Source organism: Candidatus Tisiphia endosymbiont of Nemotelus uliginosus, from assembly GCF_964264835.1.
Taxonomy (GTDB): Bacteria; Pseudomonadota; Alphaproteobacteria; order Rickettsiales; family Rickettsiaceae; genus Tisiphia.
In genome coordinates this window covers 1,666,471-1,681,741 of sequence record NZ_OZ183485.1, presented here as the reverse complement: position 1 = coordinate 1,681,741, position 15,271 = coordinate 1,666,471, and the positions used below count along the sequence as shown (strand labels likewise).

The window sequence follows — 15,271 nt, the reverse complement described above, 5'->3', positions numbered from 1 at the left end:
TAAACTATATTAATAAATAAATGGTTTGAACATATGAATTATTACCAAATAATAATTCATATGTTAGTATCATATTAACTATTTAGGAATAAATATAGTGGAGGAGATATGATTCCAGTAACGGAGATTGATATTAGTAAGTATGAGGGGGCTATTAAAAGTTTAAAGGATTTGCCTGAGAGTGGGTCGTGGGAACTTCCATACATCAGCCCCGAGGTATGTTTTGAGGAACTATATAATTTCTTAAAAAATTGTGAAAGCAAGGGTTTTGACATAGTACCCCACAGATTTTACAGGAGGGTTAAAATAATAAATTGAATAAGTGACTGAGAGTCACTAATCTCCGCTGAGAAACAAGCAACAGGAGGTATTAATGGACTCTCAATCACTATACCAAATATTATACATATTTTTAGATTGGCACCCAGCACGAATTAAAACATTTGCAGAATTAATTTGTGCAGTAGTAAAAGCTAAAACTGTGAGAATCAAAGAATTAGCACTGTATGTCGCTTCTAAAGGCAATTTGCATGCCAAGATTGTTAAAGTTGAGCGTTTGCTTTTAGAACAAAATATGTGCTTTATAAGTTTAGGGAAAATTATTGTTAAATTGCTCTGTCTAACAGGTAAAATTAGCCTTGCCATAGATAGAACCAGCTGGCAATTTGGTATTAAAAATTTGAATTTTTTTGTTGCAACTATCGTTTATGGTAATATTTCAATTCCTATAGCATGGTTGTTACTTGATAAAAAAGGCAACTCTTCTACTAATGAAAGAAAGAAATTGATTGAGCAAATTTTAACAATTATACCTAAGGAAATGATAGAGCTTATCCTTGCCGATCGGGAATTTGTTGGTGAGGAATGGTTGCAATATATGGGTGGAATCCAAAAATTACCTTTTGCTATCAGGCTAAGAAAAAGTGAGAAGGTCAAGCATTTCAACGGTGGCAAGATGAAGTTGAATAAATGTTTTGCCGATATGCAAATGGGTGACACTAAAACTATAGAAAGCAAAATTTACAATGGTATGGCAATTAAAATAACTTGTTTGCAATTAGAAAGAGAGCAACTATTTATTGCTAGTAATGTGCTTATTGGTGAATGTGCTTTGCTAGCATATAAGCAGAGGTGGAGCATTGAGCGACCTTTTCTGTCTCTCAAGTCATCTGGATTTAATATTGAAGATACCCACATTACAGATCAAAAAAAGCTGGAAAAACTATTTGCAATAGTATCTTTATCCTTAGCTATTTGCGTGCTTGCTGGTGACATTAAGAACAAAATTTATCCTATAAAGATCAAAAAACATGGTCGTAAATTATACTCATTATTTACTTACGGATTTGATTGGATAAAAGATTATTTTTATAACTCGTTAAGTGATACCCCTGCTATGTTGTTTTCATTACTACGAAAACACATTATGCATGCCTTTCAACTTCAACAATAAGTGTGGGGTACTATGAAAATATTCATACTACTTAATATCGCACAGGCAATGGCTAGATCAAAATGACTACCTTCTTTGATCAAGTCAGCTGGTGCAAGATTTATCAGTATTTTCTTGGTGGGTAATGCGAGCCCTATTGATGAAAGAGCAGCTCTAAGCCGTTCTTTAGACTCAGCAATAGTCTTATCTGCCAAACCCACAATAGTAAAATTGGGAATTCCAGGTGATATTTGTACTTGTACATCAACATCAATAATATCTATACCATTGAAGGTTAAACTTCCAAGATGCGCTATCATTTTATAATTTATAATTTCAAGTTTACAAAATAAATTTTACCAGATCAATATTTTGTACAATTTTTGATAGCTGTTTGTCTACAAAATTTTTATCAATAGTTATCTTTTTTTCATCTATATCACTTGCACTGAAACTTATATCTTCTAATAAATTTTCTAAAATAGTATGTAATCTGCGGGCTCCAATATCTTCTACCTCTGAATTAACATTAGTAGCATAATCAGCAATTTTCTCAATAGCCGGTTGGCTGAATACTAATTCTATTCCTTCAGTGGCAATTAAAGCTGAATATTGTTTTATTAAACTGGATTCTGGTTCAATTAAAATCTTAATCATATCTTCTTTGGTAAGAGAGTTTAATTCCACTCTAATAGGTAATCTGCCCTGTAACTCAGGTAATAAATCAGAAGGCTTAGATAGATGGAAAGCCCCCGAGGCTATAAATAAAATATGAGCGGTTTCTACAGGACCATATTTAGTATTAACTGTGGTCCCTTCAATTAATGGCAGTAAATCCCTTTGTACCCCTTCTCGACTGATTTCTGAACTTTTGCCTTCAGATTTTGAAGTAATTTTATCTATTTCATCTAAAAATACTATCCCATCATTTTCTACAAGTTGTATGGCGTCTTGAGTAATTTTTTCTATGTCAATCATTTTTTCTGATTCTTCAGCCGTAATAATTGCCATAGCATCTTTGACTAGAATTTTTTTATTTTTTGTTTTAGTGCCCCCGATCGCTTTGCCAAGCATATCAGAAATATTCAGGACTCCCATTGCGGCTCCTGGCATACCTGGGATTTCAAAATTAGTATTACTAAATATATTGCTTGTATCTGCTATAGTTATCTCAATTTCGGTATTATCTAATTCCCCTTTCTCCAGTTTTTCCTTAAATTTTTCTCTAGTCTCATTAGTAGCGGTTTTTCCTACTAATGCATCTAAAACTCTTTCAACCATTTTGAGATTTGCATTGTTAACCACTTCTTTTTTAGCATTAGTCTTTTGAATATTAACAGCGATTTCTACTAGATCCCTTATTATCGACTCTACATCCCTTCCGACATAACCTACTTCTGTAAATTTGGTAGCTTCAATTTTCAGAAAGGGCGAACCAGCCAACTTAGCCAGGCGTCTAGCGATTTCTGTTTTACCAACGCCGGTGGGACCAATCATTAAAATGTTTTTTGGCACAATTTCTTCTCTAAGAGGCTCACTAACATTTTTTCTCCTATAACGGTTTCTAAGAGCGATTGCTACGGCCTTTTTAGCTTTATTTTGTCCAACAATAAATCTGTTAAGTTCTTCTACAATTTTGCTTGGTGTTAATCCCATAGAGGCGTTGTTTGTATTAATATTCATATAACTTTTTCTAAAATAATATTATGATTAGAGAAGACGCAAATATCTGCTGCAATATGCATTGATTTCAAGGCGATTTCTTCTGCTGTTAAATCGTTGTTAAAAGACATTATGCCCCTGGCAGCTGCGAGTGCATATGAGCCGCCAGATCCTATAGCTGCCACCTCTGCATCTGGCTCAATTACATCTCCGTTACCGGTAAGAATCAGTATATTTTTTTGATCTGCTACTATCATCATTGCTTCTAATTTACGTAGATATTTATCACTACGCCAATCTTTTGCTAGTTCTACTGCACTTCTAAGAAGATGATAAGAATATTTTTCTAATTTTGATTCTAACTTTTCAAATAAGGTTAGTGCATCTGCTGTAGAGCCGGCAAAGCCCGCAATAATGCTATTATTATACATGGTTCTTAATTTTTTAGCAGTGGATTTTAAAATTGTATTACCATGAGAAACTTGACCATCAGCTGCAATTACCACATTACTGTTTTTTCGTATGCAAAGTATAGTGGTTCCGTGTAATATGTATGTTTTTGATGAGATATCTTGCATAATGATTTTTTAAATATTGATCTTTGTCTACTAATTAATTAATATAAGGATTGATTTATAGTCAATGTTCTATGCACTAGGTACTTTTTGTTTTTTAACTATTTTAGTATTAGTAAGTTTGTACCTAATGCAACGGCATTCACTACTTAATCTAAGTAATAACTTAATATCACAATTACAAGATTTGGCTATGAATATTTATTCAATATATGTTAATCCACAGAAAAAAAATAATAATTGTATAATTATTAAACAGGGATTTTCTTTATGTGCAGCAATTTTAAATATTGGTTGGGCACTTTATCACCGAATGTGGTTGTTATTACTAATCACTACTGTTACTATGATCATTGCGTTTAATATTAATAGTGCATACACGGAGATGATGGGACCAATAGCGATTATGTTGATATTTGGTTTTTGTAGTAACATTATGCGAGAATATGATTTAGAAAGAAAAAAATATCTATTAAATGATATAATATTAGCGCACTCAGAAATTGAAGCTGAATTAAAATTCTTAGAAAGATTAAGTCATTAATAGTGCTGGAGATTATAATATATGTATGATAAGAATAACATTTTTGCCAAAATTATTAATAAATCGGTGCCAGCCCATATCATCTATGAAGACAATAATATAATAGCATTTCATGACATTAAACCTGTAGCGCCAGTACATGTAATTGTTATACCTAAAAAGGAGTATATTGATTATAATGATTTTATTAGTAAAGCTTCTGAAGGTGAAATTAAAGATTACTTTTTTAAGTTATTACACATTATTGAATTGGTAGGCCTAAAAGAAGGAGGGTATCGTTTGATTACTAATAAGGGAGAACAGTCAGGGCAAAGCGTGTTTCATTTCCATTATCATATTATTGGTGGTAGCCACTTGTCTACTTTAATTGATTAATCTTGAGTATTTGTGGAGAATTTAGTATATAAGGGGTACCGCCTTATGCGTATATTAGGGCAATTTATTTGGTAAGTAATGGTAAAAAAATATAATGTTGCTGTAATAGGAGCTTCAGGTAATGTCGGCCGTGAAACATTAGCAATTTTAAGTGAACGGGCCTTTCCTATCAATAATATATATGCGGTAGCCTCAAGTGAATCTCATGGTAAAGAAGTAACATTTGGCACTAAGACATTAAAAATCGCTGCTATAGATAATATAGATTTTAGGCAAGTTGATATTGCCTTTTTTGCAGCAGGCTCTGAAATATCAAAACAATATGCCCCTAATATTGCCAAGCAGGGTTGTGTAATAATTGATAAATCGTCAGTTTTTAGGCTGGACCCAGAGGTGCCATTAATAGTTCCAGAAGCAAATTTGCGAGACTTAAAAAATTATACTAATAAAAATATTATAGCTAATCCGAATTGTTGTACTATCCCTATTGCTGTCGCATTAAAACCTCTAGATAATGCTGCCGAGATTAAAAGAATCATTATCTCCACTTATCAGTCTGTCTCTGGTGCCGGTAGGGCGGCAATGGATGAGCTATACAATCAAACTAAAGCCAAATATGTTTTTAGTGAAGTACAACCAAAAATTTTTCCCAAACAAATAGCATTTAATTTATTTCCTCATATTGGTAATTTTAATCATGAAGGCTCTACTAGCGAGGAGACCAAGATTGCGCGGGAGTTAGAAAAAATTATAGGCGTTCATATTAAAACTACCGTTACTTGTGTGAGAGTGCCAGTATTTGTTTCTCACTCTATGTCTATTAATGTTGAATTTCGAAAGCAACTTGATGCTAAGGAGGCAGAAGAAATCTTAAGAGAATCAGAATCGGTAGTGGTTAATTCTTATTTGAACGACACCCAATATGCCTGCCCGGTAGAGGCAGTGGGAGAAGATTTAGTGTATATTTCCAGGATACGACAGGACTATACTCAGGACAATACCTTGAATTTATGGATTACAGCTGATAATTTACGTAAAGGGGCCGCCTTAAACGGAGTACAAATTGCAGAAGAATTAATTAAAGGATTTTAATGAGTATTATAACAGTACTTCTAAGCAAAATAGAAAGTACGAAGGTTAAGTTTATTTCTTTAAAGTATCTAGGTGAGGATGGAGCATTACGACAAATTGATATTGCTGCAAAAAATTTACTAATATCTGAGGATTTTATATTAGTGAATAATATAAAATTACGCCCAATTAATGAATATTGTTTTGTTGATCCTTTCCGAAGTTATGCTACTCTCTTTTGTTTATGCGATAATTTGAGTGATCAATATAATGCGCGTCTTTTTTTACAGGAGAATATATTAGCTAATAATCATGTTAATAATATTACTGTTGAGCTAGGGATTAATTTTACGGTGATCAATAAATCTGAAAATTTTATATTTAAGGAACATAAATTAATACATTACCAAAATCAGGTAGAGCCTTATGATCAATTGGCAAATTTTCGGGCTGAAATACTTGATATACTTGAAAAAGTTGGTATCCCTACAGTTTTGCACTGTCATGCTCGTAAGTTCTCTAGCTGTTCTATTGTGATTAAAGCACATAATTTCCTTAATATAGCCGATTATTTAGTCATTACTAATTTTATTATTCAGAATGTAGCTGAGTCTTATGGGAAGGTAGCATATTTTGTAAATGATTTAAAAAATGACTTATATCTGTCATTTTCGGGAGAAGGATATAATAAAAAACTTGCTCCCACAATTATTTCCAATATAATTCACAATTTAGAAAATAGTGCTAATAATGTGTATTTTGTTAATCCGCTCACATATTCTGTAGCAGAAGTTGAAAATAGTTTAAAGTTAACAACCTATGATCATCACACGAATGCAGGACAAAATTCTGATAAACTACATTTAAAGCTGTATCAGTCTATTAATCCTTATCTTGCTATATCTTACTTAATGGTTTATGGTTTGAACAATAAATCGACAGGTAAGACTTCGCAAGAAATATTGGAATCTTACTTTGGGATTAATGACTAAGCAGAAAATAATAACAGGTAATTGAAGTAGCAAATAATTTTAAAGGTCTAGGTTGTTTTTTAGTAAAAAAATTAGTATATATAAATATATTAAGTAATAATTTGTCATTCGATCTATAAGTACAATATATAACGGTAATATGAAAAATAATAGCGCATCAGCAAATAGTCATAAAGTTAACAATCCTTTAAATGATGCAATTAATAAATGTAGAAGTGCCTTTTGGATAGTTTTTTGGTTTGCTTTTGTTATTAATTTACTAATGTTGATAACGCCTCTTTATTCTTTGCAAGTTCTAGATAGAGTAATAGGTAGCGGCAACTTATGGACGTTAATGTGGTTGTCAGTCATTATTGGGTCAATATATTTTATTTATGGGTTGTTGCAGGTGGCCCGTTCATTTACGCTTATTAAAGTTGGAGAGTGGTTAGACAAGACAGTGGCTCCTACAATTTTTGGTCACTCTATTTCGGCATCAGCAACTCGTACTAACACAGCAGCTAGCCAGTTACTTCGAGATTTTCAGACGGTCAAGACATTTTTAACTAGTACAGGAATTAATACTTTGTTTGATGCTCCTTGGAGTATCATTTATATAGTAGTAATATTTTTGATTCATCCATATATTGGCATTTTAACGTTGATTGGAGCGGTGATTATTGTATCTACCGCTTTTTTTAATGCGGCTGCTACTAATAGAACGTTGGGGGAAGCTACTGAGTTTTCAATAAAAGGCATGGTGCAAGCTGATATTGCTAATAGAAATTCAGAAGTAGTTGAAGCTATGGGGATGATGAAAAATGTTACAGCAAATTGGCATAAATTCAATATTTTATCGTTAGAGAAACAATCCATTGCTAGTTATCGAAATGGAGCTATTTCTAATTTTTCTAGATTTATCCGAAATATTATGCAAATGTTAGTAACTGGTATTGGAGCTTACGTTGTAGTAAGTACCAGGGGAGAAGCCATGACTACCGGTGGAATGATTATGAGTTCTATTATAGTTGGTCGAGCTTTAGCGCCTTTTGATAATGCGATAGAATTATGGAAAAGCATGAGTGGGGCTATTAAGTCCTATAAAAATATTAATCAATTGTTTAATTCATTTAATTCCCGGGATGAAGCAATGCCTATCCCCCACGTTGAAGGTTATTTGACTGTAGAAAATATTTATTATGCAATGCCTGTGCCTGCTCATATTCCGCAACCACCTTCCCCTCGCTATATTTTAAAGGGGGTATCGTTTGCTGTACAACCTGGCGAAATATTAGCCATTATTGGTCCTTCTGCTGCAGGTAAATCAACTTTATCTAAGGTGTTGGTAGGAGTCTGGAAAGCTTCATCCGGATCCGTACGGCTAGATGGAGGAGAAATATATCGTTGGAATAGAGAAGATTTCGGTAAACATGTGGGATATTTACCACAAGGGATAGAATTATTTAGTGGTACTGTTAAACAAAATATTGCTCGAATGTTGGAAAATCCTGACCCCGAAAAAGTAATTGAGGCCGCTAAAATTGCAGGAGCTCATGAAATGATTTTAAGACTGCCAGATGCCTATGATTCAGATATTGGGCCAGCAGGTTCCAATCTGTCGGGAGGACAAAAACAACGTATAGGTCTTGCTAGAGCATTTTATGGGGATCCTAAATTAATTATTTTAGATGAACCTAATGCTAACCTGGACGAAGCTGGAGAGATAGCTTTATCTAACTGTTTAAAACAGTCAAAGGTTAAAAATATTGCGGTACTGGTAATCTCTCATAGACCCTCTGTTTTGTCTGTAGTAGATAAAGTGTTGATATTACAAGACGGGGCGGTAGCCCTATATGGCACTCCTGAAGAAATGCATAATAGGATTAAAATGTTAAAAAGTGGTGTTATCCACATTAATGAGTAAGTTAAAAACATATGGAAGAAAAGTCAAATAATATTAAGCCCTCATTTTCGCCAGAACAATTGAAGCAACTTTTAACTTTACAAAAAGACTTGGCAAATACGAAGCAAACTAAGAAAAGCATTATATCTCCTAACTTAATAGTTAGTATTTCTAAAGGAATTCAGAATATATTATATTATCTGGATCGCTTTATAAATTTTACTACTAAAAAGACTGATTCTCAGCGTAACGATGTGTTACAAGTGGCTAGATCTCCAATTTTATTTGGAACTTATGTTATAATATTTTTTGTTTTAGTTGGGGGGATATGGGGGAGTTGCGCTCCACTTGATAGTGCAGCTGTAGCAGGAGGGATTGTAGTTGCAAGTAGCAATAGGAAAGTGATTCAACATCATGAAGGCGGAATCATCGCGAATATTTTTGTTAATCAAGGAGATATCGTTAAAGCAGGCGACAAGTTATTAGAATTAGAAGATGTGAAAATTAAATCTCATTATGAAAGTACTTTAAGCCAATATAGGCATGCTTTAGCTACTGAAAGTCGTTTAATTGCTGAAAGAGATGATAAAGATCAGATTGAATTTCCTGAATTCTTACAAAATGATATGAATTTACCTGAGGTCTCCAGGATTATTGATACTCAAAACAGTTTATTTCAGTCTAAAAAAGAAGTACATAGGAGTGAAAAGAATGCTTATCAGCAACGAGTAGAACAATTAAATAAAAAAATAGAAGGTCTAGAGGCAAGAAAACTTTCTTATATCAAAAACTTGGAAATAGTACATGATAGATTAAAAGCAATGCACACATTGCACAAAAAAGGTTTTAGCCCTAGAGCTGCTTTATTAGAATTGGAGTCTAAGGAAGCTCAATTCAAAAGCGAGATAGCATTGTCAGATACAGAAATCGCCAGTACTAGACATGCTATTTCCGAGAATGAAATTTCTATTCTTAACTTACAAAATAAAATTATTGAAAAAATATTAACTGAGCTTAAAGAAGCGCAGGCACAAGTAGTGCATTTAAAAGAACAATTTAATGCTTATAAAGATTCTCTGAACAGAGTGGTTATTCGCTCACCAGTAGATGGTATTATAAATGTACTGAATTTTCATACTATAGGTGGGGTAGTAGGCCCAGGTAATCAGATTCTAGAGATTGCCCCAACTAATGATAATTTAATAATAGAGGCACAAGTCCCGAGTAGGTTAATAGATTCGGTGCATGAAGGTTTAATAGCTAAAATTCGTTTTAGCGCCTTTAAATCAAGGACTACCCCATTATTCAGTGGCAAGGTGGTCAAATTATCTCCTGATATAGTGCAAGATAAAAGTCAGAAGGCTGGAGAAACAGTATATATTGCTCGGATTGAAATTAATATGGAAGAATTTAATAAGATTGCAAAAGCTAGGCATTTAGAACTGCATCCAGGTATGCAAGCGGAAGTACAAATTGTAACAGGTACTAGAACTTTACTACGATATTTGCTAGATCCAATTACTGATACCATGTTTAGATCGTTTAAAGAGAAATAATATATTGCTCGCATCTGAAAAGTTGATAGACGATAGAGAATCAACTGGAGAGTTAGACAGAGTAAAGCCTGAAGGAGCGAAAGCAACACAGATTATATCATTTCCGAAAACTCATTATCTACGTTCATCGTACTTCATGATCTTCTGTACTAATATGTACTGCTTGCGCTCCCTTGACCCTTTGGCTCCTGCTATTATCTTGATTTTAATTCTATCGTTTATCAACTCTTCAGGTGCGAGCAAGTATATATAGTGTCACACTTTAACTGGCATAATGACAAAGAGCTCAGTGGAGTTATCAACGGGTTTTAATAACATAGGGGAGGAAGCATTAGAAAAATGTAATTCTACCTGATGGCATTTTATCGCATTGGCTACAGCATTTAAACTGTCCATAATATATTTGGGGTTAAAACCTATAGACAAGGTCTCGTCAGAGGTAAATATACATAAGTTATTTTTCTCCTCGGAAGATGGTATAATTTCTTTCGCGGCTCCTCTGGCTTCTCCTGAAGCAGTTACTTCAACTGAATCTTGTGATAATATTAACTTAATTGCTTGAAATTTATCAATAGTGATGGTAGCTACCCTATCAATCACTTCCGATAATAATTTAGTATTCACAATAAGCTTATAATTATTCTCGACTGGAATGAAAGTGTGGTAATCTGGAAAAGTGCCGTCAATAAGTTTTGATACCATCACAATATCATTGCATACAAATTTAATTTTATTAACACTTAAGAAAATGTCCATATCAAGGTGGATGTTTTGAGCATCTTTAGCTATCTTGACAATTTCTTCTAAAGTTTTTTTAGGCAGAATAACACCAAATTCTTTTGTACTATCTCCTATTGGTACTATAGAAACTGATAGCCGATGACCATCAGTACTAACTGCGCTACATTCTCCTGCCTTAATACAGAAATATACCCCATTTAAATTATACCTAGTTTCGTCAGTAGAGATAGAAAATAAAGTGCTATCAATCATTTTAGCAAAATCTCGGCAGGAAATTTTAAAGGTATATTCGCTACTTACCTCATCCAGAGTAGGAAACTGGGTAACAGGTAAAGTTAATAAATTAAAGGTACAATTCTGCCCTAATAACTCAAGCTGTGCTGTTTCAGAAGATACACTAAGGGTTATATCATTATCGGAGATCTTTTTGACTATATCGCACAAGGTTTTAGTAGACACAGTGATTTCCCCCTCATTGACAATTTGAGCGGGGATCTTTTGGCTCAAATATATTTCCATATTAGTAGTGATTAATTCCAGCTTACCATCATTTGTGGATAATTTAATATTACTCAGTTCAGCAATGACGTTACGTTTTTCTACCACTGAACTGGCAAAAGTTAATGCATGCATTAGAGTTTTTGTTTGTATTATTACCTTTAAATTCTTCATACTACTACTTATTTTATTGTCAATTAAATAACCTCAATGCGCTATAAGCATTAATAATTCTTATAGCACATTAGCTTTGTTATAAGGCAAAATGCATACTCGAAACAGTCCTTCTGATGCATTTTAACTTTTTTCATCATTGTTTCTATATATTTCTCTGAAATTCGATGTAACAAGTTATATCGAATTTCAGGCTAACTATGTTCTTAATAAATCGTTTATAGATACTTTACTACGAGTAATCTGGTCTACTTGTTTTACAATGACTGCACAATATAAACTTGGTTTTCCTATGCTAGCGGGCATGCTACCAGGCACTACTACTGAATAGGGCGGCACTTTACCATATATTACTTTACCGCTTTCTCTCTCAACTATCTTGGTTGAAGCACCAATAAATACTCCCATACTGATAACACTGCCCTCTTCTACTATGACTCCTTCCGCTATTTCGGATCTTGCCCCTATGAAACAATTATCTTCAATTATCACAGGTTTACTTTGAATTGGTTCTAATACACCCCCAATACCTGTCCCACCAGAAATATGACAATTTTTGCCTATTTGAGCACACGAACCAACTGTAGCCCAACTATCGATCATCGTGCCTTCTCCTATGTAGGCTCCTATATTAATAAAGGAAGGCATAACTACCACATTTGGTGCGATATAGCTTCCTGTTCTTATAAATGCGCCAGGGACAATACGACTTAGGTGATGTTTAAGCGATGCTTCTGAGGTATCTTGCGAAAATCTAGGATTAATTTTGTCATACCATTTTATACATCCTGCCGAATAAACTCGGGAATCAGTAACAAGGAAATATAATAATATTGCTTTTTTTAGCCAATAATTCACTTGCCATTCTTGGTCATGTTTTTCACAAACTCTTATTATCCCTTCATTCAAAGCAGTGATAATGTCATTTAATATTTGTATTAAATGCTCCGTTTGCTTTGAACCTTTGATTAATTTGTCACGTTGAGTCCAAAATTCTTCTATAAGCTTTATATATTTTTGCATGGTATTTTTGATAAGTACTTGATAAAAATCATAAATAACTTTATTTTTAAGTCAACCTATACCAAAGCCTTAATTAGTTATGAAATTGTAATGAATATTACTTGCCCCCGTTGCCACACTAGCTTTGCCTTGCTCCCAGAACAAATAGGAATCAATGGGCGAAAGGTTAAATGTTCAAACTGCCAACATATATGGTACCAAAAACCAGAATTGTTGCCTGAGCCTGTTCTAAGTGCTAGCAATAAAGATCAACCTATTATTCCTATCAATAAACCCGCAGTTCTTTCTAACGATCATAAGGTTATATCTAACAGAAATGAGAATTTAGTGTATGCGAATAAAGGGGCTAACCTACCCGTGTTATTACCTATTACAATTCCGCAACATACTAATCTTTCATCTATTATATTGATTAATTTAATTTTTCTCTTATCATATATATTATTTCATGAAAAACTCAATATCCCTGCTTTAACTAAATTTTATGAGAACAAGGTAATTATAGAAAATATACAAGCTAACCACACATCAATTAATCATCAGCTTAAAGTTTCCTATAGAATCACCAATCACGACATTCATAATATAATAATACCTCTAATTAGAATTAGGTTATTAGACAAACGAGATATGCCTATCAAAACTTATATATTGGATCAAAAAGATATTAAATTATCACCCAAGCAACATATTGATATAAATACTCTGCTTGAGATCGTGCCGGCTTCTAGCACTGCTTTAGATATTACGCTTGGTAATAATCTAGATTTTATACTACAATAAAATTCTATAGAGTATATTTGAATTAATCACGAGACCTTAATACAAAATGAAAAAACAAATCATTTACCCCAATCTTATCCCTAGAATATTTGCCTCTACGCTAGACCTCTTCCTGTTGTCAATTCTTGCAACGCCAATCACTACCTTTATATCTTTTCAACTATCTGTATTACTGTTTAAGGTTAGTATTGCAGAAATATTAATTAAGGCTACAGAAAATCTAGAGGCTCTTTCAGTAATCAGTTCTAGTAGTTTGTTATTGTTTCTTATGTTAATGTCTCTTGTAAACCTTCTTATAGTCGGGGTATATTTTATTGGTTTTTGGATTTATTACGGAGCGACTCCTGGTAAGATGATCATGCATATGAAAATAGTTGACGCAGTAACCCTTGAGCAACCTCAAAAATGGCAATTCATAAAAAGGTTTGGTGGATATTTTTCCGCATTATTTGGTATTTGGTCTATAATGTTTTCTAAACAACATCAAGCCTTACATGATAAAATAGCTAATACGGTGGTGATTAAGCGGTAATTTAGACTGATTTATGTATAAACTTCGGTGAATGAACTTCAAGAAATGACGTATTCGTTGCGCCCTAAAGGCCTAAGGGTGCTTCCGTACTATATATGTGCATGCTACCCTCCTTGAATTTGCAACTGCCAGCTCTTCTTGAAGTTGATTCTATCGTCTATCAACTCTTCAAATCATAGGAGTATACATAAGTTTCTAAGAATAGGTTGTGTTGGCAACCTAACAGAACCAAGAGCAAGAAAAAATTTAAATCAATGGCGCATCAGTTAAATGAAATAGATCAATTGATCTATCTATTTTCTAAATTGCCAGGTCTTGGGCAGAGATCCGCTAGGCGTATAGTTTTGCATCTATTACAAGAAAAAGACATTAGATTGAAAAGTTTAATTTCTGCTCTTGTATCGGTAGATAACAATGTGTTGAAATGTACTATTTGTGGGAATATTGATTCAAACAACATTTGCAGGATATGCTTATCCAATACCCGCAATGATACCATTATAGCAATTGTGGATACGGTCGTAGAATTGTGGGCAATTGAACGGAGCGGTATTTTTAATGGCCATTACCATGTACTTGGCAATAACTTATCAGTAGCAAGTCGGCAAAACCCTACAATACTTAGGCTACCTGAGCTACTAATCAGATGTAAGAATAATAATATTAACGAAATTATGATCGCTACTAACTCAACTTTAGAGGGTCAAACAATGGCTTATTTTATTGCAGAATATTTTAAAGAATATAAAATTAAAATATCCAGATTAGCTAGCGGGATACCAATAGGTGGTGAACTAGATTATCTTGATGAAGGTACTGTATCAGCTGCAATAACCTTAAGGCAAATTTTTGAGTAAAGTGCTATTCTTTATACGTAGCAGTAATATTCCTTTAGCAAATTATAAGGTTCAAGCAAGATACGGTCTGCTCGGTCAACTTCCAGAATTGGTGTCCTCGTATCTAAAGTCGAGGGTGTTCACGTACTTAAGTGTCACACTACTGGACAAAAATAGAAAATGGTTGAAAAAACATATTATTTTAAGTACAAAATGTTATTTTTGAGATAATAATTGCTAAAAACGAGCTTTAGCAGATAACAATTTTTGTACTTTTTCAACCATTTTCTATTTTTGTCTAGTAGTGTGACTTAAGTGTACGCTCCGCGCGCCTACCGCTGGCAAATAAAATCCAACTCTTGCAATCCATTGAGTATATGATGAATACAAAAAGATTTAAGGTAGATTTTATCTTTTGCATAAACCTGATATTTATACTATTTTAGGAGAACATTTCCTTAGATATTAAGTTTTTGCATTATATTTAAAATCTTACGCAAGAACTCTAAATTCATTGCCCAAGTTATTGACCAAGGTATGGGTTGATAGGTAGGGATATTTTTGTTTTCTAATTTTTTCTATACTTATAGGTGAA

16 protein-coding genes are annotated in these 15,271 nt (G+C 33.4%); 11 read left to right on the top strand and 5 right to left on the bottom strand.

What is annotated here, in order from left to right:
* The first annotated feature begins 108 nt into the window (after positions 1-108).
* Both ACFELV_RS07540 and ACFELV_RS07535 read left to right on the top strand, forming a co-directional pair.
* Positions 109-318, top strand: coding sequence for a hypothetical protein (locus tag ACFELV_RS07540; RefSeq protein WP_375327429.1), 210 nt, complete (start codon positions 109-111; stop codon positions 316-318).
* 55 nt (positions 319-373) lie between these two features.
* Positions 374-1,453 carry an IS4 family transposase gene (locus ACFELV_RS07535; protein ID WP_375326208.1) on the top strand — a complete coding sequence of 360 codons (1,080 nt, stop codon included), beginning with the start codon at positions 374-376 and terminating at the stop codon, positions 1,451-1,453.
* On the opposite strand, the gene ACFELV_RS07530 is transcribed toward ACFELV_RS07535, so the two are convergent.
* The 3 genes from ACFELV_RS07530 to hslV are packed head-to-tail and all read right to left on the bottom strand — an operon-like array spanning position 1,444 to position 3,672.
* On the bottom strand, positions 1,444-1,752 hold the full coding sequence (locus tag ACFELV_RS07530; RefSeq protein WP_375327428.1) for a magnesium chelatase domain-containing protein: 309 nt from the start codon (positions 1,750-1,752) through the stop codon (positions 1,444-1,446). The genes ACFELV_RS07535 and ACFELV_RS07530 overlap by 10 nt on opposite strands.
* Positions 1,753-1,774: 22 nt before the next feature.
* The gene (hslU, locus tag ACFELV_RS07525; RefSeq protein ID WP_375327427.1) at positions 1,775-3,115 is read right to left on the bottom strand and encodes an ATP-dependent protease ATPase subunit HslU; all 1,341 of its coding nucleotides are present in this window, start codon (positions 3,113-3,115) and stop codon (positions 1,775-1,777) included.
* The gene (gene hslV / locus ACFELV_RS07520) at positions 3,112-3,672 is read right to left on the bottom strand and encodes an ATP-dependent protease subunit HslV (protein ID WP_375327426.1); all 561 of its coding nucleotides are present in this window, start codon (positions 3,670-3,672) and stop codon (positions 3,112-3,114) included. Before hslV ends, hslU begins: the two co-directional genes overlap by 4 nt.
* A gap of 190 nt (positions 3,673-3,862) precedes the next feature.
* Between hslV and ACFELV_RS07515 the strand changes: the two genes are divergently transcribed.
* The 6 genes from ACFELV_RS07515 (at position 3,863) to ACFELV_RS07490 (ending at position 10,089) form a co-directional block, all read left to right on the top strand.
* Positions 3,863-4,213, top strand: coding sequence for a DUF2628 domain-containing protein (locus ACFELV_RS07515; protein ID WP_375327564.1), 351 nt, complete (start codon positions 3,863-3,865; stop codon positions 4,211-4,213).
* Between the two features lie 21 nt (positions 4,214-4,234).
* The gene (locus ACFELV_RS07510; protein ID WP_375327425.1) at positions 4,235-4,588 is read left to right on the top strand and encodes an HIT domain-containing protein; all 354 of its coding nucleotides are present in this window, start codon (positions 4,235-4,237) and stop codon (positions 4,586-4,588) included.
* A 78-nt stretch (positions 4,589-4,666) separates the two neighbouring features.
* Positions 4,667-5,680: an aspartate-semialdehyde dehydrogenase gene (gene asd, locus ACFELV_RS07505; protein WP_375327424.1), complete on the top strand. Its 1,014-nt coding sequence runs from the start codon at positions 4,667-4,669 to the stop codon at positions 5,678-5,680.
* Positions 5,680-6,651, top strand: a complete 972-nt coding sequence (locus tag ACFELV_RS07500; RefSeq protein ID WP_375327423.1) for a hypothetical protein — start codon at positions 5,680-5,682, stop codon at positions 6,649-6,651. Before asd ends, ACFELV_RS07500 begins: the two co-directional genes overlap by 1 nt.
* 139 nt (positions 6,652-6,790) lie before the next feature.
* On the top strand, positions 6,791-8,554 hold the full coding sequence (locus tag ACFELV_RS07495) for a type I secretion system permease/ATPase (RefSeq protein WP_375327422.1): 1,764 nt from the start codon (positions 6,791-6,793) through the stop codon (positions 8,552-8,554).
* Between the two features lie 11 nt (positions 8,555-8,565).
* A complete protein-coding gene (locus tag ACFELV_RS07490) occupies positions 8,566-10,089 on the top strand; it encodes an HlyD family type I secretion periplasmic adaptor subunit (RefSeq protein ID WP_375327421.1) in 1,524 nt (507 codons plus the stop codon).
* A 255-nt stretch (positions 10,090-10,344) separates the two neighbouring features.
* Here the strand turns inward: ACFELV_RS07490 and dnaN are convergent, their stop codons facing one another.
* A complete protein-coding gene (gene dnaN / locus ACFELV_RS07485; protein ID WP_375327420.1) occupies positions 10,345-11,502 on the bottom strand; it encodes a DNA polymerase III subunit beta in 1,158 nt (385 codons plus the stop codon).
* A 198-nt stretch (positions 11,503-11,700) separates the two neighbouring features.
* Positions 11,701-12,525, bottom strand: coding sequence for a 2,3,4,5-tetrahydropyridine-2,6-dicarboxylate N-succinyltransferase (gene dapD / locus ACFELV_RS07480; RefSeq protein ID WP_375327419.1), 825 nt, complete (start codon positions 12,523-12,525; stop codon positions 11,701-11,703).
* A gap of 90 nt (positions 12,526-12,615) precedes the next feature.
* On the opposite strand from dapD, the gene ACFELV_RS07475 reads away from it, so the two are divergent.
* The 3 genes from ACFELV_RS07475 (at position 12,616) to recR (ending at position 14,697) form a co-directional block, all read left to right on the top strand.
* A complete protein-coding gene (locus ACFELV_RS07475; RefSeq protein WP_375327418.1) occupies positions 12,616-13,308 on the top strand; it encodes an MJ0042-type zinc finger domain-containing protein in 693 nt (230 codons plus the stop codon).
* Between the two features lie 46 nt (positions 13,309-13,354).
* Complete coding sequence (locus tag ACFELV_RS07470) at positions 13,355-13,840, top strand: RDD family protein (RefSeq protein ID WP_375327417.1); 486 nt, start codon at positions 13,355-13,357, stop codon at positions 13,838-13,840.
* 254 nt (positions 13,841-14,094) lie between these two features.
* On the top strand, positions 14,095-14,697 hold the full coding sequence (recR, locus tag ACFELV_RS07465; RefSeq protein WP_375327416.1) for a recombination mediator RecR: 603 nt from the start codon (positions 14,095-14,097) through the stop codon (positions 14,695-14,697).
* Positions 14,698-15,271 lie beyond the last annotated feature (574 nt).

What these genes read in the sequence shown, in the direction of transcription:
- hslV (WP_375327426.1), bottom strand. Translation starts at nt 3,672, where the DNA reads ATGCAAGATATCTCATCAAAAACATACATATTACACGGAACCACTATA.
- dnaN (WP_375327420.1), bottom strand. Translation starts at nt 11,502, where the DNA reads ATGAAGAATTTAAAGGTAATAATACAAACAAAAACTCTAATGCATGCA.
- ACFELV_RS07530 (WP_375327428.1), bottom strand. Translation starts at nt 1,752, where the DNA reads ATGATAGCGCATCTTGGAAGTTTAACCTTCAATGGTATAGATATTATT.
- ACFELV_RS07500 (WP_375327423.1), top strand. Translation starts at nt 5,680, where the DNA reads ATGAGTATTATAACAGTACTTCTAAGCAAAATAGAAAGTACGAAGGTT.
- hslU (WP_375327427.1), bottom strand. Translation starts at nt 3,115, where the DNA reads ATGAATATTAATACAAACAACGCCTCTATGGGATTAACACCAAGCAAA.
- recR (WP_375327416.1), top strand. Translation starts at nt 14,095, where the DNA reads ATGGCGCATCAGTTAAATGAAATAGATCAATTGATCTATCTATTTTCT.
- dapD (WP_375327419.1), bottom strand. Translation starts at nt 12,525, where the DNA reads ATGCAAAAATATATAAAGCTTATAGAAGAATTTTGGACTCAACGTGAC.
- ACFELV_RS07515 (WP_375327564.1), top strand. Translation starts at nt 3,863, where the DNA reads ATGAATATTTATTCAATATATGTTAATCCACAGAAAAAAAATAATAAT.
- asd (WP_375327424.1), top strand. Translation starts at nt 4,667, where the DNA reads ATGGTAAAAAAATATAATGTTGCTGTAATAGGAGCTTCAGGTAATGTC.
- ACFELV_RS07495 (WP_375327422.1), top strand. Translation starts at nt 6,791, where the DNA reads ATGAAAAATAATAGCGCATCAGCAAATAGTCATAAAGTTAACAATCCT.
- ACFELV_RS07490 (WP_375327421.1), top strand. Translation starts at nt 8,566, where the DNA reads ATGGAAGAAAAGTCAAATAATATTAAGCCCTCATTTTCGCCAGAACAA.
- ACFELV_RS07540 (WP_375327429.1), top strand. Translation starts at nt 109, where the DNA reads ATGATTCCAGTAACGGAGATTGATATTAGTAAGTATGAGGGGGCTATT.
- ACFELV_RS07535 (WP_375326208.1), top strand. Translation starts at nt 374, where the DNA reads ATGGACTCTCAATCACTATACCAAATATTATACATATTTTTAGATTGG.
- ACFELV_RS07470 (WP_375327417.1), top strand. Translation starts at nt 13,355, where the DNA reads ATGAAAAAACAAATCATTTACCCCAATCTTATCCCTAGAATATTTGCC.
- ACFELV_RS07475 (WP_375327418.1), top strand. Translation starts at nt 12,616, where the DNA reads ATGAATATTACTTGCCCCCGTTGCCACACTAGCTTTGCCTTGCTCCCA.
- ACFELV_RS07510 (WP_375327425.1), top strand. Translation starts at nt 4,235, where the DNA reads ATGTATGATAAGAATAACATTTTTGCCAAAATTATTAATAAATCGGTG.